Here is a 21,153-nt window from a genome sequence, read left to right as displayed (position 1 = left end):
GTATGGAACCCGTAAGAACGTGCGTCGGTTGCCGCGCGCGTGCCGATCGATCCTCACTTCTGAGGGTCGTCGCCCGGATTCCAGTCGTGGTCGTCGATGAGACGGCCGTTCTGCCCGGCCGGGGCGCGTGGGTGCATCCCCGCATCGAGTGCGTCGACACAGCGCGAACACGCAAGGCCTTCGGCCGGGCGTTGCGCGTCACGACGGCTCTCGACACGTCTCCTGTCCTCGAATTCCTCGAGCGGGAGACGACTCATCCATCAATCCGCAGACATTCAGTTTCTACAGAACAGGCTGAAACGTACATCGTGACCAACTAATGAGTGACAACTAATGAGCGGCTCCAAATGAGCCCCGCGCACAACTAATGGTCTGCCCCTGTTTGGGAGCGGATCCCAGACAGGAGAATTGTGGCTGCAAAACCACGCGTACACGAAGTCGCCGCCGAACTCGGCGTCGACAGCAAGATCGCCCTCGCGAAGCTGAAAGAAATGGGTCAGTTCGTCAAGGGCCCCTCGTCGAGCATCGAACCGCCCGTCGCCCGTCGCCTGAAGGAAGCCCTTCTCGCCGACGGTGCCGGTAGCGCGACGCCGACGCCCGCCCCGGCCAAGGCCGCCCCGTCGCCGGCCCGCCCCGGCGGAGCACGCACGACGGCGACCCCCGGCCCCGCTCGTCCCGCCGCTCCGGCAGCGCCGACCCCGGCCGCACCGGTCGTGGAGACCCCTGCCGCCCCCGCGCCAGCCGCCTCCCCGGCGGCTCCGGCAGCTCCGGCAGAGACTCCCGCCGCAGCTCCGACCCCCGCTCCCGCGGTCGAGACCAGCCAGCCCGCGGCCCCCGTCTCCACGGGTGAGACCGCACCCGCCGGAGGTGCGCCCCGTCCGGGTGCCCCGCGTCCCGGCAACAACCCCTTCGCCAGCCAGCAGGGAATGCAGCGTCCGGGTGCCCCGCGCCCCGGCAACAACCCCTTCGCCAGCCAGCAGGGCATGGGCACCACCCCGGCACCCAGAGCGGGTACCGGCGGCGGCTCGACCGGCGCCATCCCGCGTCCGGCGGCTCCCCGTCCCGGCGCACCTCGTCCGGGCGCTCCACGTCCCGGCGGCGCAGGCCAGGGTGCACGTCCCGGCGGATTCGGACAGCGTCCCGCAGGCGCCGGCGGCGGATTCCGTCCCGGCGGAGCGGGCGGCGCCCGTCCCGCGGGCGGCGGCTTCCAGCGTCCCGGCGGCGCTCCCGGAGCGACTCCCGGTTTCGGCGCTCCCCGTCCTGCGGGTGGTGGCGGCCGCGGTCGTGGCCCCGGTGGCGGTACGGCCGGAGCCTTCGGTCGCGGCGGCGGTCGTGCCAAGGCACGTAAGTCGAAGCGTACGAAGCGGGCAGAATTCGAGCTGCGGGAAGCCCCGTCGCTCGGAGGCGTCAGCGTTCCCCGTGGTGACGGCTCGACCGTGGTGCGACTGCGTCGCGGCGCATCCATCACCGACTTCGCGGACAAGATCGACGCGAGCCCCGGAAACCTCGTAACCGTGCTGTTCCACCTCGGTGAGATGGCGACGGCCACGGAGTCCCTCGACGAGGCGACCTTCGACATCCTCGGCGAAGAGCTCGGCTACAAGATCCAGATGGTCTCCCCGGAGGACGAGGATCGCGAGCTGCTGAGCGGCTTCGACATCGACATCGACCAGGAGCTCGAAGACGAGACCGACGAGGATCTCGAGATCCGTCCGCCGGTCGTCACCGTCATGGGCCACGTCGACCACGGTAAGACCAGGCTCCTCGACGCCATCCGCAGTGCCAACGTGGTCGCCGGTGAGGCCGGTGGCATCACCCAGCACATCGGTGCCTACCAGGTCTCTGCCGAGCACGAGGGCATCGATCGCAAGATCACCTTCATCGACACCCCTGGCCACGAGGCGTTCACTGCCATGCGCGCCCGTGGTGCGCAGGTCACCGACATCGCCATCCTGGTGGTCGCGGCCGACGACGGCATCATGCCGCAGACGGTCGAGGCTCTGAACCACGCCCAGGCGGCGAACGTGCCGATCGTGGTCGCGGTGAACAAGGTCGACAAGGTCGGCGCGAACCCCGCCAAGGTGCGCCAGCAGCTCACCGAATTCGGCCTCGTCGCCGAGGAGTACGGCGGAGACGTGATGTTCGTCGACGTGTCGGCGCTCAACAACATCGGCATCAAGGAACTCCTCGACGCCGTGCTGCTGACCGCAGACGCCGGACTCGACATGCGGGCCAACCCCAACAAGGACGCCCGCGGCGTCGCCATCGAGGCGAAGCTCGACAAGGGCCGCGGTGCTGTCGCAACCGTGCTCATCCAGTCGGGAACGCTGCGCGTCGGCGACCCGATCGTCGCCGGAACCGCCTACGGCAAGGTCCGGGCCATGCACGATGAGGATGGAAACATCGTCACCGAGGCCACGCCCGCCCGCCCCGTGCAGGTGCAGGGACTCTCGACGGTGCCCCGCGCCGGCGACACGTTCCTTGTCACCGAAGACGACCGCACCGCTCGGCAGATCGCCGAGAAGCGCGAGGCCGTCGAGCGCAACGCCCTGCTGGCCAAGAGCCGCAAGCGCATCTCGCTCGAGGACTTCACCCGTGCACTCGAAGAGGGCAAGGTCGAGTCGCTCAACCTCATCATCAAGGGTGACGTCTCCGGTGCCGTCGAGGCACTCGAGGAGTCGCTGCTCAAGATCGAGGTCGACGATTCGGTGCAGCTGCGCATCATCCACCGTGGTGTGGGTGCCGTCACCGAGTCCGACGTCAACCTGGCAACGGTCGACAACGCGATCATCATCGGATTCAACGTTCGACCCGACACGAAGGCGCGCGAGCGCGCCGCTCGTGAGGGCGTCGACGTTCGTTTCTACTCGGTCATCTACTCCGCGCTCGAAGACATCGAGAACTCGCTCAAGGGCATGCTCAAGCCCGAGTTCGAAGAGGTCCAGTCGGGTGTGGCGGAGATCCGCGAGGTGTTCCGTTCCTCCAAGTTCGGAAACATCGCCGGTGTCATCGTGCGCTCGGGAACCATCACGAGGAACGCCAAGGCGCGGGTCATCCGCGACGGCGTCGTGGTCGGCGACAACCTGGCCATCGAGTCGCTGCGTCGCTTCAAGGACGACGTCACCGAGGTTCGTACGGACTTCGAGGCCGGTATCGGTCTCGGCAAGTTCAACGACATCCAGATCGGCGACGAGATCGAGACCATCGAGATGAAGGAGAAGCCGCGCGTCTAGTCCTCACGGACAAAGATTAGCGTCGGCTTCCGACGAGAGAACGGAAAGCACCATGGCTGATCCCGCCCGCGCCAGAAAAATGGCGGAGCGAATCCAGGTCATCGTGGCGAAGACGCTCGAGCGGGGGTTGAAAGACCCCCGCCTGGGCTTCGTCACCATCACCGACGTGAAGGTGACGGGCGACCTGCAGCACGCATCGGTCTTCTACACGGTGTACGGCTCAGACGAGGAGCGCGCAGACAGTGCGGCCGCTCTGAAGTCGGCCACGGGCATGCTGCGGAGCGAGGTGGGCAAGAACATCACCGCCCGCCTCACCCCGAGTCTGGAGTTCATTCCGGATGGCATCCCCGAGAACGCCCAGCTGATCGACGGCCTGCTGGCCGAGGCGCAACAGCGTGATGCTGAAACGCTCCGGCTCGCCCGCGAGGCGAAATTCGCCGGCGACGCAGACCCGTACGTGAAGCCCCGCCAGCTCGACGACGATGACGACGAGTTCGACGGCGACGACGAGCTCGATGAGCCGGCGACGGCTCCCCGTCACTAGCTCAGCAGTTCACGAAAGACAGCGGCGACTTCCTCGACTTCGAGGAAGTCGCCGCTTTTCTCTACCCGGTGCACCAGCTCGGTCAGCATCTCGTTGAGCGGAGCCGACATTCCCGCGGCGTGTGCGGCGCGCACCACCGCGCCATTGAGGAAGTCGATCTCGGTCGGCTGCCCGCGCCGGATGCTCTGGAGAGTCGATCCCGGATTGGGCGCGTCGCCCATGCGCCTCGCCATCACGCGCGGAAGAGCACGCGCGATCGGGATCGGCGCGATCGAGAACGCGCGCAGCAGGGGCTGGCTGAGACCCTGCAGCGAAGCGAAGCGCACGTGCGACGCGAATCCGATGCGCACCGCCTCCCGCATGCTCGCGGCCACGATGCCGCCGAGAACCGGATGCCGCAGGGTCGCCTGGGCGGAGAGGCCCGTGATGGCGGGCATCGCGTTGACCTGGTTGACGATCAGCTTCGACCACTGCGCACCGCGGAAGTCGCGCACGAGCCGCGTCGGCATGGCAGAGCCGAGCACCGTCTCGACCTCGCGGGCGACGCCCTGTCTCGCCGGGTCGTCGACGCCGACGAACGTGGGACCGGGGGCTGTGACATCCACGTGCCCGGCGCGGAGGTAGCTGGACGCGTACAGGGCGATCGCGCCGACGACGGGGGAGCCGGGCAGTAGTTCCTCGGCGATCCGCACGCCGTCGAGACCGTTCTGCACGATGACCACGGGCACTCCGGCGAGCCGGGAGGCGTTCGCCGAGATCGCATCGGCCGCATCCTGCGCCTTCGTGCACACGAACGCCATCTCCGGTGCCTCGTCGAGCACGGCGGATGCGCGGGGGCGCGCCGTGTGATCGCCCCAGCCGCCCGAGATCTGCAGGCCGGATGCCCGGATAACCTCGAGCTGGTCGCCCCGTGCGGTGATGGTGAGGTCGTGCCCGGCGCGGTCGAGGAGAGCCGCGATGGTGCCTCCGATCGCACCGGCCCCGATCACGGCGATTCGCATACGGCCAGCCTAGGCGCTGGGGTGCACCGGCCTAGCCCCACACATCAGTGACAAGCGTGTCCATCAGCTGTGGAGTCGAGACATTGGCCTGGTTCACGCGGATGAACACGCCGTCGCGCACGAGCACGGTCTGACCGACCTCGACGTTGTACTTGCTCTCCGTCTCGAACTTCTCACACGTCTCGGCGGAACCATCCTGGGTGCAGCTGAACCCCTCGGCCGGCAGCGACTGCAGGTAGGGGGCCGAAATGGCGGGATCGACCTCGCCGATCTCGACCGACAGGTTCGTGATGTCGGCCTGCGGGTCTCTCCACACGCATCGGAGCTCGGTCGCAGACAGCATCGCCTCGAGCAGAGTCGCACCGCTCGGTGCGGGGGTCGGCGAGATGGAGCCGGACGGCGTGTAGTACGGCCCATCCGGGCTTCCGACCACGGCAGGGTCGTTCAACGGCCAACTCCCGAACGTGGACGTGAAGGGCGTGGAGGCGATGAGCGAGGCGCAGTCGGTCGGGATCGCGTATGCGGCCGGCTCGGGAGCCGGGGGCGTGGTCTCGGGAACGGCGGGTTCGGCGCTCGACGTGGGGGTTGCTGCCGAGGGCGGGGGTGTCGTCGCCTGGCCGTTCGACGGTTCCCCCGCGCATCCGGTCAGCACCACCGCGAGAAGGGTGACCGAAACGCCGAGGAGAGCTCTCACTGTGTTACCGCTTTCGTGGATCGACCTGGTGGCCAGCATACGGCCGCTCACGACGGCAGGGCGAAGCCATCGGGTGTGCGAGCGAGAAGGCCGTCGCGGACGAGCCCGTCGACGGCCCGCTCGAGCTGCACGCCGTCGTGCCAGACCGCATCCACCGCGCCGACGGAGACGCCGTGGGCGCCGTCGCTCGCGCGGAGGAGCGCGAGGACCAGACCGCGCACCTGACGGTCGGAGCCCTCGAACCTCTTCTGCACCTTCTTCTTCGGCCCGCCCGTCTCGGGGAAGCCTGCTTGGAGCCAGGCGCAGGAGGAGCGCACGGGGCAGATGTCGCAGTCCGGTCGGCGCGCCGTGCACACCACGGCGCCGAGCTCCATGATGGCCGCGTTGAATCGACGGGCGTCGTGCTCGTCGTGGGGCAGCAGGCGCTCCATGGCCTCGAGATCTCGCCGCGCGCTCGGCGGCCCGGCATCGTCGCGTCCTTCGATCGAGCGGGCGATGACGCGGCGGGTATTCGTGTCGACGACCGGATGCCTGTCGCCGTAGGCGAAAACGGCCACGGCTCTCGACGTGTAGTCGCCGATGCCCGGAAGCGCCCGTAGCGCCGCGACGTCGGACGGAACCACGCCGCCGTGCGTCTCGGTGATCGCGACGGCGCAGGCGTGCAGCCACAGGGCGCGTCGCGGGTATCCGAGCGATTGCCAGGCGCGCACGGCCTCACCGGGGGAGTCGGCGGCGAGGGCCGCGGGTGTCGGCCAGCGCTCGAGCCACTCCGCCAGTCGCGGAACGACTCTCGCCACGGGTGTCTGCTGCAGCATGAATTCACTGACCAGGATGCCCCAGGCCCCGAAGTCGGGAGCGCGCCACGGAAGATCGCGGGCAGATGCGTCGAACCACTCGATGAGCGCTCGCGCGTAGTCACTCGTCGTGCCAGCCGCCTCGGTCGTGGCGTCGGAAGAGGCGTTCGGGGTCACCGTGACAGCCTAGTTCGGTAGAATCGGGGCGTGTCCACAGACTCCGCAGACTCCGCAGCGCTCCGCGGATTCTTCGACGCCCAGGCTTCGGAAATCGCCCACAACTACGGGCGGGGCCGAGCAGTCGTCGCCGTCGACGGGGCTGTCGGTTCGGCGGAGTTCGGTCGCGAACTGGTGGCCGCCCTCGTGCGGGCGGGGCACGCATCCGTGTTCGCGTCGATCGACGATTTCGTGACACCGCGAACCGACCTGGTCGGGGCTCGTCAGACCCCGTCGGAGTACTACGAGCAGCGTTACGACTACGCGACCTTCAGGCGGGTCCTCATCGACCCCTTCCGGCTGGGCGGAAGCACCGGGTTCGTCGTGGCCGCCTTCGACGAGGCGGCATCCCGCAGCATCGAGCCGGTCTGGCGAACGGCGCCGCCCGACGCGATCCTCGTCGTCGCCGGTCCGTTCCTGGCGCGGCGGGAGCTGCAGGGCACGTTCAACTACACGATCTATCTCGAGACGCCGCAGCGACCGCGCGATGTCGTTCTCGACGAGGCGCTCGACCACTACGCGGGCGTGGCCGAACCCCGCTTCGCGGCCACGGCCATCGTCGACACCACGAACCCCGACCTCCCGCGACGGGTCTTCGCAGACAGCTGCTGAGCGGTCGGCCCAGACACTCCGTCTAGGCTTGTCGAGTGCCAGATCCGTTCACCCGCCCCCGAGCCGAGCCGTCCACCCGCAGCGGCATCCTGCTCGTCGACAAGCCGGGCGGCATGACGAGCCACGACGTGGTCTCCGCCACCCGCCGTCTGGCGGGCACCCGCAAGGTCGGACACGCCGGCACCCTGGATCCGATGGCCACGGGACTTCTCGTGCTGGGCATCAACAGCTCGACGCGTCTTCTGACGTTCGTCGTGGGCCTCGACAAGGAGTACCTGGCCACCATCCGGCTCGGCGAGGCGACGACGACCGACGATGCGGAGGGCGAGGTGGTCTCGACCGCCGCGGCCGGCATCGTGGCCGCGCTGGATGACGACACGATCGACATGCAGATCGCTCGGCTCACGGGCGACATCGTGCAGGTCCCCAGTACGGTGAGCGCCATCAAGGTCGACGGCAAGCGCGCCTACGCTCTCGTTCGCGAGGGCGTCGACGTGCAGTTGAAGGCTCGTCCCGTGACGGTCAGCGAGTTCGAGGTGCTCTCGCGCACATCCGCGACGAGCGCGTCCGGCGCCCCTGTGGTCGACCTCGAGGTGCGCGTCGTCTGCTCCTCGGGAACCTACATCCGTGCCCTCGCGAGGGACCTCGGCACATCCCTCGACACGGGCGGGCACCTGGTCGCGCTGCGCCGCACTCGCATCGGCCCGTTCTCTGTCGAGGCGGCGGCCGACCTCGATACCGTCGTCGTTGCCGACGCACTGCAATCGCCGTCCCAGGCCGCGTCGGAGCTCTTTCCGACGCTGCGGCTGAGCGAGGAGCAGACGATCGACCTCGGGCACGGCAAGAGGCTTGCGTTGGGCGATGTTCCGGATGCGTCGGGCCCGGTCGCCGCGATTGCGCCCGACGGCAGATTGGTGGGCCTGGTGGCGGTGTCGCACGGCACCGCGAAGATCCTCGCCAATTTTCCCTCGGACGAGCCCCAGACCAAGCCGGTCGACGCATGATCGAGTGGTTCACCACGGTGCAGGTCGCCGTCGCCGTCCTCGCCGGTGTGCTGTGTCTTGTGCTGGGCTTCGCCAAACGCGCGCCCAACGACATCACCCTCGGGGCGACGGCCCTCGTCGAGCTCCTGCTCGTCGTGCAGCTCGTGGTGGCGATCGTGGCTCCGGCCGTGGGCAACCCGCCGAGCGGGGATCTTCTCGAGTTCTACACCTATCTGGTATCGGCGCTGCTGCTGCCGATCGCCGGCGGCTTCTGGGCGCTCGTCGAGCGCAGCCGGTGGAGCACAGTCGTGCTGGGCGTCGTCTGCCTCGCCATCGCCGTGATGGTCTACCGCATGAACGTCATCTGGTTCGTGCAGCTCGCGTGATCGGCACATCGGGCGCATCGGACGCGTCGGGCAGGGCCGCGGCACCGGTAAACTGAATCGGCCATGGCACAGGACAAGACAATCGCACAACGCACAGGCCGCTCCTCAGGAGTCGGACGAGTGCTCATCGTGGTCTACGGCATCCTCGCCCTCGGAGCAACGGGCAGATCGTTCGTGCAGATCGCCGGTCTCGTCCGCGATTCCGAGCCCGTGTCGCTCGCCTATTGGCTCTCGGCTCTCGCGAGCGTCGTCTACATCGTGGCGACGATCGCCCTCATCGCGCCGGGCCGCGCGTGGTACCGGGTCGCATGGACGACGATCACTTTCGAGCTCGTCGGCGTGCTGGTGGTCGGAACGCTGAGCCTCACCCACCCCGAGTACTTCGCCCGCCCGTCGGTGTGGTCCTGGTTCGGCAACGGCTACCTCTTCATCCCCCTGGTGCTGCCGGTGCTCGGCATGCTCTGGCTGAGGGCGCACCGGCCGTCTCGTGAGCCGAAGGGCACCGCGTCGTGAAGATCTTCACCGACCTTGAGTCCGTGTCGATAGACCGGGAGCGCTCAGCCGTCACGATAGGCAAGTTCGACGGGGTGCACGCCGGCCATCGGGCCGTCATCCGGCAGCTCCTCGACGTGGCGGCACGAAACGACCTCAGCAGTGTCGTCGTGACCTTCGACCGCCACCCGCTCGAGCTTCTGGCGCCGGGCAGTTGCCCCGCGACTCTCGTGGGCACGGAGCGCAAGCTCGAACTGCTGTCGTCGACGGGAGTCGAAGCGGCACTGGTCGTGGCGTTCGACAGGCCGTTCGCCGACCAGACACCCGAGGAGTTCGTCTCCCGCATCCTCGTCGACGCCCTGCACGCCAAGGTCGTGCTCGTGGGCAGGGACTTCCGCTTCGGCGTGCGCGGCACCGGCGACGTCGACGCCCTCCGACGCCTCGGCGAGGCCAACGACTTCACCGTCGAACTGATCGAGGACGTGCGGCTGGAGGACGACCGCCGCGTATCGTCCACCTGGATCAGGGAGCTGCTGCGCGACGGCGATGTCGAGGGTGCCGCCGGCCTTCTCGAGCACACTCCCACGGTGCGCGGGGTCGTGGTGCACGGCGCCGCCCGCGGGCGTGAACTGGGATTCCCCACGGCCAACCTGTCGCCAGAGTCGCAGGGGCTGATCCCGGCCGACGGCGTCTACGCCGGATGGCTGACCGACCAGGGTGTGCGCTACAGGGCGGCGATCTCGGTGGGAAACAACCCCACTTTCACCGGCGTTCCGCAGAAGCAGGTCGAGGCCTTCGTCCTCGACCAGGACATCGACCTCTACGACCACGTCGTCGACGTCGAGTTCACCCATCGCATTCGGGGCATGGTCAAGTACACCGGCGTCGGGCCGCTCATCGCGCAGATGAACGACGACGTGCAGCAGGTCAGGCGTCTCCTGGCCTGACCTGTCGACAGGTCGAGGCCGTTGCAGGTGGGCGGGGTGCGATCAGACCGAGCGGTACACGAGGGCCGCGGCACCGATCAGCGGACCGTCGGTGTCGAGGCCGGTGGGAAGCACCTCGACGCGGCGCGCGTAGTCGAAGCGCGAGTAGCGGTCGATCGCCGTGCGGATGATGTCGAACAGGTCGGGGGAGACGCGCGCGAAACCGCCGCCGATCACCACGACCTCGAGGTCGAGCAGGGTCGAGACGGATGCAATAGCCCGGCCGATGGCCGTTCCGCTGCGGGTCACGGCCGCCACGGCGATGCGATCCCTCGCCGCGTAGGCGCGGGCGAGGTCCTCACCGGTCTCGCCCTCGAATCCTCGGGCCTGCGCCCACGCGACCGTGTGCGGACCGGCGGCGATCTCCTCGAGCGTGCATGGGGCATCCACGTCGGTGAAACCGGGAACCTCGAGCTGCCCGATGTGGCCCGCGTTACCGGAGAACCCGGCGACGACGGAGCCGCCGGAGATGACGCCGCCGCCGACACCGGTCGACACGATCATGCCCATCATGTTGTCGCGGCCTCGGCCGGCGCCCACCCAGTTCTCGGCCAGGGTGATGCAGAGGCCGTCGAGGCGCAGCACGGCCGGGGCCGAGTGCCCGAACTCGCGGGCGACCGCGGCGACGGTGTCGCGCAGCGGAAAGTCGCGCCATACCTGGAGGTTGACGGGGGAGACGAGCCCCTTCTCGCGATCGATGGGCCCGGCAGCGCCGATTCCGATGCCGCGGATGGTGAGCCCTTCATCCAGGGCCTGGAGCGAGGACCTGCACACGGAGGAGACGGCTTCTGCGAGTTCATCGGCGGAACGGTCGCGGCCCGTCGGATGCCGGAAACGGCTGCCCTCGAGAAGGGTTCCGTTCTCGTCGACCAGGGCCGACTCGACCTTTGTCCCGCCGAAGTCGACGGCGAGCACAACGCCCGTGGAACGCTCCGTCGGCTCGGAGATCGACGCGGTCGGATTCAGGCTCTCTGCTGGCACCGAACCAGCCTAGGGCACCTCGCCCGCCATGCGGTGAAAGCCTGGCACGGGTGCTGTCGGAAGGGCCGGATATCGTGAGGGCATGGTGTTCGACGCGTCCGCAGCCGCCCCCAGGCCCCGCCGTGTCGTCGACCAGTCGGTCGTGCTCCCGTTCGCTCCGTCGATCGTCTGGCACTGCTTCGTCGACCCCGTGCTCGCCGACGGCTGGCTCGCGCATCTCCTGATCGACGAGCGCGTGGGCGGCGGGTATTCCGTCGTGTGGCCCACGCACGAACCGCACGAGGCCGACTGGTTCGGAACGATCGAAGAGATCGTTCCCGACGGTCGACTGCTCGTGAGCTTCGCACCCCACACGCTCCTCGAGTTCACAGTGGCTGCGCACGACGGCGCTCTTGAGGCGGCGGGCAACTCGGAGAGCGTCGTGCGCGTGAGGCACGAGTCCTTTCTCACCGCAGACGAGCAGCGCACGGTGCGCGCATTCTGGCGGGCCAGGCTCGTCGATCTGGGGCAGCTGCTGCGGGGCAGACCCGTCGAGTGGAACCGGAGCCCCGGCGGCTGAGTGTCAATGCCTCGGTGTCAATGCCTCGCCTCTGCCCGCCGGCGGGTCGTACCGTGAGCACATGGATTCCTCTGCTCTGCCCCTCGTCCTCGTCACCGGCGCGACGGGGTACGTCGGGGGCAGGCTCGTGCCCCGCCTCATCGACGCCGGATTCCGCGTGCGCGTCCTGGTGCGCGACCCCCTCAAGCTCACCGACGTTCCCTGGGCCTCAGACGTCGAGATCGCCACGGGCGACCTCGACGATGCGTCGACGCTGCCCGCAGCCACCGAGGGCGTCGAGGTTCTCTACTACCTCGTGCACTCCATGGGCAGGCCCGGACACTTCCGCGAGCAGGAGGAGCGGGCAGCCCTGAACACCGCCCGCGCGGCGAAGGCCTCCGGCGTGAAGCGCATCGTCTATCTCGGCGGTCTGCACCCCGTGGAGGGCCGCCTGTCGGAGCACCTGGAGAGCCGCAAGCGCGTCGGCGAGATCCTGCTCGCCTCGGGCGTGCCCACCATCGCGCTGCAGGCCGGGGTCATCATCGGCTCCGGGTCGACGTCGTTCGAGATGGTGCGCCATCTGACCGACGTGCTTCCCTACATGCCGGCCCCGCGCTGGGTGCGCAACCGTATCCAGCCCATCGCCGTGCGCGACGTGCTCTACTACCTCGTCCACGCTGCCTCCGTGCCGTCCGAGGTCAACCGGGCGTTCGACATCGGCGGGCCGGATGTGCTGCGGTACGGCCAGATGATGAACGGATACGCCCTCGAGGCGGGCCTGAAGCAACGGCCGATCGCCGCGCTGCCGGTGATGACCCCGTGGCTCGCATCGCAGTGGGTGAACCTCGTCACGCCGATTCCTCGTGCTCTCGCCGTGCCCATCATCGCCTCGCTGCAGTTCGACTGCGTGGCGCACGACGAAGACATCCGAAAGCTGATCCCCGATCCCGAGGGGGGACTCACCTCGTACCGGCGTGCCGTTCGTCTCGCGCTCGGCAAGATGAAGGCGGGCGAGGTCGAGACGAGCTGGCAGAACGCCGTCGTGCGGGGCGCGGCGAGCGACCCGCTGCCTTCTGACCCGGAGTGGGCCGGTCACACGGTCTATCTCGATGTCAAGCAGCGGAGGAGCGGCGCAAGCGCATCCGAGCTCTGGAAGGTCATCGAGGGCATCGGGGGCGACAACGGGTGGTATTCATTCCCCCTCGCGTGGGCCGCCCGGGGCTGGATGGACAAGCTGGTCGGCGGCGTCGGTCTGCGCCGCGGACGTCGCAGTGCCACGGAGCTGCACAGCGGAGACGCGCTCGATTTCTGGAGGGTGGAGGCGATCGACCGTGGGTCGCTCCTGCGGCTTCGAGCGGAGATGAAGGTTCCCGGCCTCGCCTGGCTCGAGATGCGCGCCACCGCCGCCGAAGACGGGCACGGGTCCGTCTACGACCAGCGCGCCGTGTTCTTTCCCCGCGGCCTGGGAGGCCGTCTGTACTGGTTCGCCATCCTCCCGTTCCACGGCGTGATCTTCAACGGCATGGCGAATCGCATCACGGCGACGGCGGAGAAGGCGACCCGTGATCGGGGCGCTGAAGTGTCGTCTCCGCCGGAGGTGGTTCCCACCCCCTGAAAGGGGTGCCGCGTATCATGTCTGAAGAGCACTTACGGAGGCACGATGACTGACAAGCCTGTGACCGCATTCGTCGGAGACAGCATTACCGCAGCAGGAGCCTGGCAGGAGTGGTTCGCCGATGTCGATGCCCGCAACTTCGGAGTCGACGGTGAGACGACCGATGGGCTTCTCGAGAGACTCGATGCATTGATCGAGAGCGACCCGCAGACGGTCGTGCTCCTCATCGGAACGAACGACCTGGCGGAGCGTCGCGGCATCGAGCGCATCGTCCGCAACATCGAGAGCGCCCTCGTGCGCCTGCACCAGGAGCTGCCGGACGCACGCATCCTGCTGCAGTCCGTCCTTCCCCGTGGGCGCGAGTACGCAGAGAACATCAGAGAGATCAACCGTCACATCTGGCAGTTCGCTGCAACCCAGAGGGTGCACTATCTCGATCTGTGGCCAGCGATGGCCGATGCCGACGGCGAATTGAAGGCCGACTACACCGATGACCGGCTGCATCTCAACGAGGCCGGATACGACGTCTGGCTGTCGGAGCTCCGCCCCGCATTCGAGAGGGTGAACGACCTCCCTCCCATGTCTCGTCCGATCAGGCTGCCCGACCTCTCCGCGCAGTGACGCGCGCCCGAGTATCGGAGCAGATGCAATGACCGTGGATCGTCGCACCTTTCTGGTGGGCGCGGCGACGGGAGCCGCCGTGCTCGCCCTGACGGCCTGCGTCGGTCCGCCCACGCCCATCCCCACGACGGCAGCGGGCACGCCGACGCCCACGCCGGGCGCCGTTCCCCGTCCGAACGGATTCATCCGCTCCAACTGGGCGGCAGACCCGTTCTCGCTCGGCAGCACCAGCTATCTGCCCACCGGTTCGGCTCCCGACGCACGGGAGGTGCTCGGTGAAAGCGTGTCCGACAGGATCTTCTTCGCCGGCGAGGCCACCAGCACGGAGTTCCCCGGCACCCTGAACGGTGCCCAGAGTTCCGGCGCGCGGGCCGCCGCCGACGTGCTCCAGACGGCGTCCGACGGCGAGCGGATCGGCATCATCGGCGCCGGCCTCGCGGGCGCGGCGGCCGCCAAGGCTCTCGTCGCTGCCGGCTACGAGGTTCTGGTGTTCGAGGGCCGTGACCGGGTGGGCGGAAGGGTGGATGCGCATGGGCCCGGAGACTGGCCGGTGGTCGTCGACCTCGGCCCGTCATTCGTTCGTGGCGTCGACTCCTCCACCCTCACCGACTCGCTCGCCGAGCTCGACGTGGTGACCGTTGCCGTCGACGCGACGTCGCGCGTGCAGCTGACCGTGGCATCCGATGCCGTGCCCGACAATGCCGTCGGACCGGATGCGCTGGCCGCGGCCGTGACCTGGGGTGCGTTGCAGAGCAGAGACCCGAGCCTCACCGCATCGCTCGCCGGCTCGGGCGGTGCGTCGGTCGACGGCACCGCCGACGAGATCGGCGTCAGCCCCGCGTCACGCGTGGCCGAGTACGTCGACCGCACGGTCGTCACCGTGCTCGGCGCAGACGCGGCACAGCTGTCGACCTGGTACGGGCTCGACGACGTGGCGCAGGGTGAGGGCGGCGACGCCTTCGTCGTGGGCTCGGCGCTCCCTCTCGTGACAGAGCTGCTCGACGGAGCAGACGTGGCCCTGTCGACGCCGGTTCGCGAGGTGTCGGTCGACGACGACGCGGTTCGCCTGAAGATGGCCACCGGCGAATCGCTCCGCGTCGACCGGGTGATCGTCACGGTGCCGCTCGGCGTGCTGCAGTCGGACTCCATCACCTTCGACCCCCCGCTTCCCTTCGCCCACAGATCCGCGATCGCATCCCTCGGATCGGGAGCCGTCGAGAAGGTCTGGCTGCGCTACGACACCCCGTTCTGGACCGAGGAGGCCGCCTTCTGGAGCCTCGTGGTCGACTCGCCTCCATTCAGCGCCGACGAGGCGTCCTCGCTCGCCGCCACGCCGTCGCCGTCGCCGGATGCCGCGGATTCGATCCTGATCCGGCAGTGGATCAACCTCATGCCCCTGACGGGCGACGCCGTGCTGATCGGGCTCATCGGGGGCAGCGACGCGCTCGCCCTGTCGGAGCTCGGCGACGACGACGTTCGAGAGATCGCCCTGGCGAGCCTTCAGCCTTTCCTTCCTGCGCCCTGACGGCCTCTCCTCGAGAGTGCGATCAGACCGGCTGCAAGGCCCACGATGACGAGCAGGATGGCACCGGAGTAGGCCGAGAATTCCAGGGGGCCCGACACCTGGCCGGGGTCGAGGAAGAAGTAGGGGTACCAGCCCACGATGGCGCCACGGATCATGGTGAAGCCGCCCCACACGAGCGGGTAGATGAGCACGAGCCAGACTCTCTTCCAAGCGATAGGGGAGCGCCCCGGTGCGAGGATCCAGTCGATGATCACGTACGACGGAATCCAGAAGTGCAGAAGCTGGCTCGACCACGGAACGACGATCCGGTAGTTGTAGTCGCCGGCCTGGCTCACGATGAGTCCGAAGACGATGCCGGAGATGATCGTGAAGGTGGCCGTGAGCATCCGGGCCGTCATGAGCCAGCCCGGGTCGACGGGTCTCCTGAACGAGAGCCAGGCCCCGAGGCACATCACCACGACTCCGGCGGCGTTGCTCTGGTTGGTGAAGTAGGCGAAGTAGTTGGCTTTGGAGAAACTGCTGAACCCGAGGATGTACTGGTAGTCGCCGACGAGCGCGACGATGCCCACGATCGCCACGACGACGCGCGCCACCCCGAAGGCGGTGCGCGCTCTGCTCTGGCCGGAGGACGGCCCGGTACGACGCCGCACGCCGACTAGAGTCGCTCGATCAGGGTTCTGTAGAACCGGATTCCGGACAGGAAAGTCGCCACGTGCATCCGTTCGTCGATGGCGTGCAGGGTGGCACGCTCGTCGGAGGACATCTCGAAGGGCGTGAATCTGTAGACGAACGGGCTGATCGTGGTGAAGTGTCTGGCGTCGCTGGCCCCGAGCATGACGTAGGGCGACACGATCGCGCGGGGATAGACCGCTGAGATGGACTCGGAGACGAGCTGCCAGGCCTCACCCGAGGAGGGGGAGACGGGGGACGGTTCGCTCGGCGTGCTCGCGGCGACCACGACGAGGGGGTCGTGTATCGCTCGTCGGATGTGGCCGAGCGTCTCGTCGACCGAGGAGTCGATGGCGATGCGGGTGTTGACCACGGCGACGGCCCTCTCGGCCAGCGCGTTGGCGGAGTCGCTCGCACGCAGCTGCGTCACGGCCGCGGTGGTTCGCACCATGGCGTTCGTCTCGTCGCTGAGCCGGGCGAAGAGGGCGAGCAGAGGTCGCCTGAACGTGTCGACTCGGGTGAAGACGAAGCGCAGCAGCGGCGTCGAGTGCGCCCCGATCGTGCGGATCATCTCGATGTTGGGAGCGGTGAACGAGGCAGGGAAACGCCGGGCGTTCAGGCGCACGAGTGCCCGGGCCAGCCGGGTGGTCGCCGTCATGCGCGGGGGAGTCGAGGCGTGACCGCCGGACTGCTCGACCGTCAGCGAGATGTTCGCCATGCCCTTCTCGCTCACCCCCACGACCGCGCTCGGGCGACGCACGCCGGGGAACACGTTCTCGATGACGGCACCGCCCTCGTCGAGAACGAGACGGGGGCTGACCCCTCTGCTCGAGAGTTCGGCCACGAGGCTCGCCGCTCCGGAGCCCGCCGTCTCCTCGTTGTGCCCGAAGCTCAGATAGACGTCGTGTTCGGGAACGAAGCCCGCGCGAAGGAGCTGCTCGACCGCCTCGAGGATGGCGGCGACCGCTCCCTTGTCGTCGAGGGTGCCTCGCCCCCACACGATCGCATCGGCACCAGCGCCGGTCACGACCGCGTCGAACGGCGGATGCGTCCAGGCCTCAGGATCGTCGGCCGCGACCACGTCGTAGTGGGCCATCAGCACGGCCTCCCGCTCGGGCCGCTTGCCGGCCCACCGCATGAGGAGAGCGTGGCCGTCGACGACATCGACGACGAGCTCGCGATGCACGAGCGGATACAGCTTCTCGAGCGCGCCGATGAACTCGTCGAAGCGCGCCCAGTCGATGCTCGACTCGTCGAGCCGCGACACGGTCGGGATTCTCAGGAGGGTACGCAGGTGCTCGAGCGCAGTCGCGTCGTCGTGCCGCTCGGTCGCCTCGTCTTCCACACGACGACTTTACGCGGTGGGCCGGGGCCTCGCTCCGATACTCGACACGGCGAGGGCGGCGGCGTCGAGGCCGGACGACAGTGCCCGCGAGAGAACATCCGGTTCTCGGGACGATTCCCGCAGGAGGACGGCGAGAAAGGATGCGCAGAACGCGTCGCCCGCGCCGGTGGTGTCGAGCGCGGAGACGGCCTTGCTCGGAGCAGTGAGTCGGATGCCCTCCTGCGTGCCGAGCGCCACCCCGTCGCGGCCCAGGGTCAGGGCAACGAGCGGAAAACGGGCGACGAGCGCGTCGAGCACCTCGGCCGGATCGTCTTCTCCGGTGAGCGCGCGACCCTCGTCGAGGTTCGGAACGATGATGTCGCTGCCGTCGATCGCCTCGAGGAATCTCTCGCCGCCGAAGTCGTCGATGAACCCCGCCGATCCAGGGTCGACGCTGACCGTCACACCCGAATCGTGGGCGCGTCGGATGAGGTCGGGGAAGTCCTCAACCCTCGGATGCCGGAACACCGAGTAGCCGGTGAAATGCAGGTGACCGGCCCTCAAGAGGCGGTCGGCACCGATGTCGCGGGGAGTGAGCGCGGCGTTCGCGCCACGCTGGGTGAGCATCGTGCGCGCCCCGTCGGCCGAGACGATCACCACGATGGCCCCGGTGGGGAGATCGGGCTCGCCCAGCAGATGAGGGCTGACCCGTGCCTCGACCAGGAGGGCGCGGTGCCTGTCGAGATCGGTGACGTGCACGCGGCCGATGAAGTCGACATGGCACCCGGCCCACGCCAGCCACGCCGCCGAGTTGGCAGCGGAGCCTCCGGCCGTTCGAACGATGCTCGCGGGGGTGTCGGTGTCGGGCCGGATGTCGCCGGTCGGCGTCACGATGATGTCGTCGATGACGTCGCCGAAGACGATCACCCGCGGAGATCCCGCAGCGGCATGCGCGGAACCGAGCTCAGCCACGGACGGGCGCACCCTCGCTCCACGCCGTGGCGATCTCCGCGGCGAGGCGCACGTTGTTGCGCGCGATGTCGAGGTTCACCTCGAGGCTTCGTCCGCCCGAGGCGTCGACGATGTAGCCGAGCAGAAAGGGCGTGACCGCCTTGCCGTGAACGCCGGCGGCCTCCGCGGCCTCGAATGCCTGGGCGAGGACGCGGTCGTGCTCCTCCGGGTCCCACTGCTGCTCGAGGGGGATCGGATTCGCGACGACGATGCCTTGACCGTGACCCAGAGCATCCTGGTTGCGCATGACCGCCGCGATCTCCGCTGCCGAATCGACCGACCAGTCGATCGTGTGGCCCGATTCGCGGAGCCAGAAGCTCGGGAAGTTCGTGGTGCGGTACCCGATGACGGGCACCGAGAGGGTCTCGAGCCGTTCGAGCGTGGCGGGGATGTCGAGAACGCTCTTGACGCCGGCCGACACCACGGCGACGGGCGAGATCGCGAGGGCGGAGAGGTCGGCCGACTCATCGAAGGTCTGGTCGGCCCCGCGGTGCACTCCGCCCAGTCCGCCCGTGGCGAAGACTCGCACGCCCGCCTTCGCCGCGAGGTAGGCCGTGGCGGCGACCGTCGTCGCTCCGCTGATGCCCTTGGCAGCCAGAATCGGCAGGTCGCGCACGCTGGCCTTCGCCATGTCCTCCGATGCGATGCGCTCCACGCCGTCGGCCTCGAGGCCGATGCGGGGGATGCCGTCGAGGACGGCGACCGTGGCGGGGGTGACACCCCGGGAGAGCAGGATCTGCTCGAACTCGCGCGCTGCCTCGAGGTTGCGGGGTCGCGGGAGGCCGTGCGAGATGATCGTGGACTCGAGCGCGACCACGGGGCGCCCGTCGGCGAGTGCCTCGGCGACGGCAGGAGAGACGAGGAACGGCGAGGTCATGCCCCGGGTCAGCCGAGTCGGCCGCGCAGCGCGGCGACGGGGTCGGCGGCCTGCAGGACTCCCGGGCCGAACCGCAGAACGGTGACCGTGTGGGAGACCGGGCCCGCACCGGCGGACAGACGCGTCGCGATGGTGGCGCGCTCCCAGGTGAGGATCGCCTCCTGGGCGAGCTGCACGGTCAGGGCCAGGGGCTGCGTGTTTCCGACGCGCTGGGCCGGGAGGGTGTAGCCGCCGAGGGCTGCGAGTGCGTCGTAGATGTCGGACACCTCCCTCTGGGGCAGCGGTGCGGATGCCTGCGGCTGGAAGACGGCGACGAACAGGCGGGCGGCGAGTTCGACGGGGTCTGCGTTCCAGACGCCTTCCGGGCCGGAGAACAGAGCGGGGGACGGGGCGCCGAAGGGCACAGGAGAGGTCATAAGGAAAACCTAGCGTCGTGGCCCGCCGTGGACAATCGTCGTGACCGTGAATGTCGGCGCCGTCGTCCAGACTGGTGTCATGACTCCCGACTCCTCAGGCGCACGAGCCCCGGGCCGCGCGGTGATCGCCGGTGCCGGTGGCTTTATCGGCCAGGTGCTGCAGCGCGAACTCCGTTCGGAAGGCTACGAGGTCGTGCTCATCGGTCGTTCGGCGCCGGCCGTGGGCTGGCACGATGCCAGCGCGATCGACCGGGCCATCGACGGAGCCGCGCTCGTCATCAATCTCGCGGGCAAGAGCGTGAACTGCCGCTACACCGAGCCCAACCGGCTCGAGATCCGACGCTCGCGCGTCGAGACGACGAGACTCCTCAGCGAGTCGATCGCCCGCGTCGCCTCCCCGCCGCCCCTCTGGCTGAATTCGAGTACGGCGACCATCTACCGGCACGCAGAGGATCGACCGCAGACCGAGTCGACCGGCGAGATCGGCTCGGGATTCTCCGTCTCGATCGCCACCGACTGGGAGAGCGAGTTCTTCGACGCAGACCTTCCGAAGACCCGGCGGGTCGCGCTCCGCATGGCGATCGTGCTCGGTCGGGGCGGCGCCCTCGAACCGCTCGAACGGGTCGCTCGGCTGGGGCTCGGCGGCACCCAGCACGACGGCTGGTGGTTCCGGTCGCTTTTCGGTTCGGCCGCCCGTCGTCGGGCGGGCGTCTGGCACGAGAAGCAGGGCACGAAGGGCCTCCAGAAGTTCAGCTGGGTGCACATCGACGACGTCGTCGGTGTCGTCCGCTTCATCCGCGACAGGCCGAACATCTCCGGCGTCGTCAATGTCAGCGCCCCCGAGCCGAGCGACAACAGACGGCTCATGGCCCTGCTGCGCCGCAACGTCGGAGCTCCTGTCGGGCTGCCCGCATACCGGTGGATGCTCGAGCCGGCCATGTGGCTGCTCCGAACCGAGACGGAGCTCGTTCTGAAGAGCCGGTGGGTGCTGCCGGAGCGACTGCAGAACGCGGGCTACGTGTTCCGTCACAGCACGCTCGAGCAGGCGCTCGACGAACTCGCGCGGCCCGCGCCCCGCCCGACGAGTTAAGCTGACGGCACGATGTCGCAGCGCTATCCGAACCCGTCCTTCGCCCGTCTCGCCCTTGCGCCCGGACTTCTGGCGGCGATCCTGCTGCTCGCGGGGGTCGCCCTGGTCGAGAGCGACTGGTTCACGATCTTCCGCTACGCGATCAGCATCCTGGCCGCCATCATCGGTGTCTTCGCGTTCCAGGCCCGCCAGTGGTGGTGGCTTCCGGCGCTGGCGGCCATCGTGGTGGTCTGGAACCCCATCGTTCCCCTGCAGCTGGAGCTGCTCGTGTGGCAGATCCTCCACCTCGTCGCCGCGGTGGTGTTCGTCGCCGCCGGACTGCTGATCAAGGTGCCTCAGGCGCCAGACCCCGCCTCCACGCGACGCTGAGCCTCCCGAACGACCGTGTTCGCGGCCGTGTTCGCCGTGTCGTAGACTTTCCGAAAGGCCGGGTTGCATCGCTCTCCCCGTCGACCGTGACCATGTCATGTTGCTCGACGCCACATCCGGCCTGCACGACCGCACCGATCCCGGCTCGGGATCGTTATTGAAGCCTCGTCGTCCAC

The 21,153-nt window shown here is 68.7% G+C and carries 23 protein-coding genes; 14 read left to right on the top strand and 9 right to left on the bottom strand.

Annotated elements, in window-relative coordinates; translation table 11 throughout:
- Positions 1–2 precede the first annotated feature (2 nt).
- From ASF51_RS18710 to rbfA, 3 genes are all read left to right on the top strand, one after another.
- Entirely contained in the window at positions 3–320 is a 318-nt protein-coding gene (locus ASF51_RS18710; RefSeq protein WP_082479743.1) for a YlxR family protein, read from the top strand.
- Positions 321–410: 90 nt separating this feature from the next.
- Positions 411–3,233: a translation initiation factor IF-2 gene (gene infB, locus ASF51_RS11075; RefSeq protein ID WP_055929305.1), complete on the top strand. Its 2,823-nt coding sequence runs from the start codon at positions 411–413 to the stop codon at positions 3,231–3,233.
- A gap of 52 nt (positions 3,234–3,285) precedes the next feature.
- Positions 3,286–3,777, top strand: a complete 492-nt coding sequence (rbfA, locus tag ASF51_RS11070; protein WP_055929301.1) for a 30S ribosome-binding factor RbfA — start codon at positions 3,286–3,288, stop codon at positions 3,775–3,777.
- Here the strand turns inward: rbfA and ASF51_RS11065 are convergent.
- Genes ASF51_RS11065 through ASF51_RS11055 form a run of 3 tightly spaced genes read right to left on the bottom strand, consistent with a single transcriptional unit; the run spans position 3,774 to position 6,443 of the window.
- Positions 3,774–4,778, bottom strand: coding sequence for a ketopantoate reductase family protein (locus ASF51_RS11065; RefSeq protein WP_055929298.1), 1,005 nt, complete (start codon positions 4,776–4,778; stop codon positions 3,774–3,776). The two genes, rbfA and ASF51_RS11065, sit on opposite strands and share 4 nt — an antisense overlap.
- A gap of 31 nt (positions 4,779–4,809) precedes the next feature.
- Complete coding sequence (locus ASF51_RS11060) at positions 4,810–5,472, bottom strand: hypothetical protein (RefSeq protein ID WP_055929296.1); 663 nt, start codon at positions 5,470–5,472, stop codon at positions 4,810–4,812.
- Between the two features lie 47 nt (positions 5,473–5,519).
- Entirely contained in the window at positions 5,520–6,443 is a 924-nt protein-coding gene (locus tag ASF51_RS11055; protein ID WP_082479742.1) for an A/G-specific adenine glycosylase, read from the bottom strand.
- Positions 6,444–6,473: 30 nt separating this feature from the next.
- On the opposite strand from ASF51_RS11055, the gene ASF51_RS11050 reads away from it, so the two are divergent.
- From ASF51_RS11050 to ASF51_RS11030, 5 genes are all read left to right on the top strand, one after another.
- A complete protein-coding gene (locus ASF51_RS11050; protein WP_055929294.1) occupies positions 6,474–7,094 on the top strand; it encodes a hypothetical protein in 621 nt (206 codons plus the stop codon).
- A 35-nt stretch (positions 7,095–7,129) separates the two neighbouring features.
- Complete coding sequence (gene truB, locus ASF51_RS11045; protein WP_082479741.1) at positions 7,130–8,098, top strand: tRNA pseudouridine(55) synthase TruB; 969 nt, start codon at positions 7,130–7,132, stop codon at positions 8,096–8,098.
- The gene (locus tag ASF51_RS11040) at positions 8,095–8,463 is read left to right on the top strand and encodes a hypothetical protein (protein ID WP_055929291.1); all 369 of its coding nucleotides are present in this window, start codon (positions 8,095–8,097) and stop codon (positions 8,461–8,463) included. The genes truB and ASF51_RS11040 overlap by 4 nt, the downstream gene beginning before the upstream one ends.
- Before the next feature lie 63 nt (positions 8,464–8,526).
- Complete coding sequence (locus ASF51_RS11035; protein ID WP_055929288.1) at positions 8,527–8,976, top strand: hypothetical protein; 450 nt, start codon at positions 8,527–8,529, stop codon at positions 8,974–8,976.
- Positions 8,973–9,902, top strand: a complete 930-nt coding sequence (locus ASF51_RS11030) for a bifunctional riboflavin kinase/FAD synthetase (protein WP_055929285.1) — start codon at positions 8,973–8,975, stop codon at positions 9,900–9,902. Before ASF51_RS11035 ends, ASF51_RS11030 begins: the two co-directional genes overlap by 4 nt.
- A gap of 42 nt (positions 9,903–9,944) precedes the next feature.
- Here ASF51_RS11030 and ASF51_RS11025 read toward each other — a convergent pair whose 3' ends face one another.
- Positions 9,945–10,922, bottom strand: coding sequence for an ROK family protein (locus ASF51_RS11025; protein ID WP_235497215.1), 978 nt, complete (start codon positions 10,920–10,922; stop codon positions 9,945–9,947).
- 82 nt (positions 10,923–11,004) lie between these two features.
- Here ASF51_RS11025 and ASF51_RS11020 point away from each other — a divergent pair, with 82 nt between their 5' ends.
- The 4 genes from ASF51_RS11020 (at position 11,005) to ASF51_RS11005 (ending at position 15,221) form a co-directional block, all read left to right on the top strand.
- Complete coding sequence (locus ASF51_RS11020) at positions 11,005–11,481, top strand: SRPBCC domain-containing protein (RefSeq protein ID WP_055929282.1); 477 nt, start codon at positions 11,005–11,007, stop codon at positions 11,479–11,481.
- A gap of 61 nt (positions 11,482–11,542) precedes the next feature.
- Positions 11,543–13,075, top strand: a complete 1,533-nt coding sequence (locus ASF51_RS11015) for an SDR family oxidoreductase (protein ID WP_055929277.1) — start codon at positions 11,543–11,545, stop codon at positions 13,073–13,075.
- Between the two features lie 45 nt (positions 13,076–13,120).
- On the top strand, positions 13,121–13,696 hold the full coding sequence (locus ASF51_RS11010; RefSeq protein WP_055929275.1) for a GDSL-type esterase/lipase family protein: 576 nt from the start codon (positions 13,121–13,123) through the stop codon (positions 13,694–13,696).
- Between the two features lie 28 nt (positions 13,697–13,724).
- Positions 13,725–15,221, top strand: coding sequence for an FAD-dependent oxidoreductase (locus tag ASF51_RS11005; protein ID WP_055929273.1), 1,497 nt, complete (start codon positions 13,725–13,727; stop codon positions 15,219–15,221).
- Here the strand turns inward: ASF51_RS11005 and ASF51_RS11000 are convergent.
- From ASF51_RS11000 to ASF51_RS10980, 5 genes are read right to left on the bottom strand one after another with little or no spacing between them, the layout of a single operon-like run.
- A complete protein-coding gene (locus tag ASF51_RS11000; protein WP_157412108.1) occupies positions 15,197–15,871 on the bottom strand; it encodes a Pr6Pr family membrane protein in 675 nt (224 codons plus the stop codon). The genes ASF51_RS11005 and ASF51_RS11000 overlap by 25 nt on opposite strands.
- A gap of 5 nt (positions 15,872–15,876) precedes the next feature.
- Entirely contained in the window at positions 15,877–17,235 is a 1,359-nt protein-coding gene (locus ASF51_RS10995) for a M20/M25/M40 family metallo-hydrolase (protein ID WP_055929268.1), read from the bottom strand.
- Between the two features lie 9 nt (positions 17,236–17,244).
- Entirely contained in the window at positions 17,245–18,186 is a 942-nt protein-coding gene (locus tag ASF51_RS10990; RefSeq protein ID WP_162236943.1) for a carbohydrate kinase family protein, read from the bottom strand.
- Positions 18,179–19,102 (bottom strand): pseudouridine-5'-phosphate glycosidase, encoded by a 924-nt coding sequence (locus ASF51_RS10985; RefSeq protein ID WP_055929262.1) that lies wholly within the window; start codon positions 19,100–19,102, stop codon positions 18,179–18,181. The genes ASF51_RS10990 and ASF51_RS10985 overlap by 8 nt, the downstream gene beginning before the upstream one ends.
- Positions 19,103–19,110: 8 nt before the next feature.
- Positions 19,111–19,518 (bottom strand): hypothetical protein, encoded by a 408-nt coding sequence (locus ASF51_RS10980; protein ID WP_055929259.1) that lies wholly within the window; start codon positions 19,516–19,518, stop codon positions 19,111–19,113.
- 79 nt (positions 19,519–19,597) lie between these two features.
- Here ASF51_RS10980 and ASF51_RS10975 point away from each other — a divergent pair, with 79 nt between their 5' ends.
- Both ASF51_RS10975 and ASF51_RS10970 read left to right on the top strand, forming a co-directional pair.
- Complete coding sequence (locus tag ASF51_RS10975; RefSeq protein WP_055930742.1) at positions 19,598–20,608, top strand: epimerase; 1,011 nt, start codon at positions 19,598–19,600, stop codon at positions 20,606–20,608.
- Positions 20,609–20,620: 12 nt separating this feature from the next.
- On the top strand, positions 20,621–20,977 hold the full coding sequence (locus ASF51_RS10970) for a DUF6804 family protein (protein ID WP_055929256.1): 357 nt from the start codon (positions 20,621–20,623) through the stop codon (positions 20,975–20,977).
- The last annotated feature ends 176 nt before the right edge of the window (positions 20,978–21,153 follow it).

It is taken from the genome of Agreia sp. Leaf283 (genome assembly GCF_001422485.1).
GTDB lineage: Bacteria > Actinomycetota > Actinomycetes > Actinomycetales > Microbacteriaceae > Agreia.
Note: the sequence above shows the minus strand (reverse complement) of the source record. Positions and strands in the feature narration are given on the sequence as shown.

Coding starts and splice junctions, on each gene's coding strand:
- ASF51_RS10980 (WP_055929259.1), bottom strand. CDS start 19,518: ATGACCTCTCCTGTGCCCTTCGGCGCCCCGTCCCCCGCTCTGTTCTCC.
- ASF51_RS11005 (WP_055929273.1), top strand. CDS start 13,725: ATGACCGTGGATCGTCGCACCTTTCTGGTGGGCGCGGCGACGGGAGCC.
- ASF51_RS10970 (WP_055929256.1), top strand. CDS start 20,621: ATGTCGCAGCGCTATCCGAACCCGTCCTTCGCCCGTCTCGCCCTTGCG.
- ASF51_RS11065 (WP_055929298.1), bottom strand. CDS start 4,778: ATGCGAATCGCCGTGATCGGGGCCGGTGCGATCGGAGGCACCATCGCG.
- rbfA (WP_055929301.1), top strand. CDS start 3,286: ATGGCTGATCCCGCCCGCGCCAGAAAAATGGCGGAGCGAATCCAGGTC.
- ASF51_RS11015 (WP_055929277.1), top strand. CDS start 11,543: ATGGATTCCTCTGCTCTGCCCCTCGTCCTCGTCACCGGCGCGACGGGG.
- ASF51_RS11035 (WP_055929288.1), top strand. CDS start 8,527: ATGGCACAGGACAAGACAATCGCACAACGCACAGGCCGCTCCTCAGGA.
- ASF51_RS10975 (WP_055930742.1), top strand. CDS start 19,598: ATGACTCCCGACTCCTCAGGCGCACGAGCCCCGGGCCGCGCGGTGATC.
- ASF51_RS10985 (WP_055929262.1), bottom strand. CDS start 19,102: ATGACCTCGCCGTTCCTCGTCTCTCCTGCCGTCGCCGAGGCACTCGCC.
- ASF51_RS11040 (WP_055929291.1), top strand. CDS start 8,095: ATGATCGAGTGGTTCACCACGGTGCAGGTCGCCGTCGCCGTCCTCGCC.
- ASF51_RS11010 (WP_055929275.1), top strand. CDS start 13,121: ATGACTGACAAGCCTGTGACCGCATTCGTCGGAGACAGCATTACCGCA.
- ASF51_RS11020 (WP_055929282.1), top strand. CDS start 11,005: ATGGTGTTCGACGCGTCCGCAGCCGCCCCCAGGCCCCGCCGTGTCGTC.
- ASF51_RS18710 (WP_082479743.1), top strand. CDS start 3: ATGGAACCCGTAAGAACGTGCGTCGGTTGCCGCGCGCGTGCCGATCGA.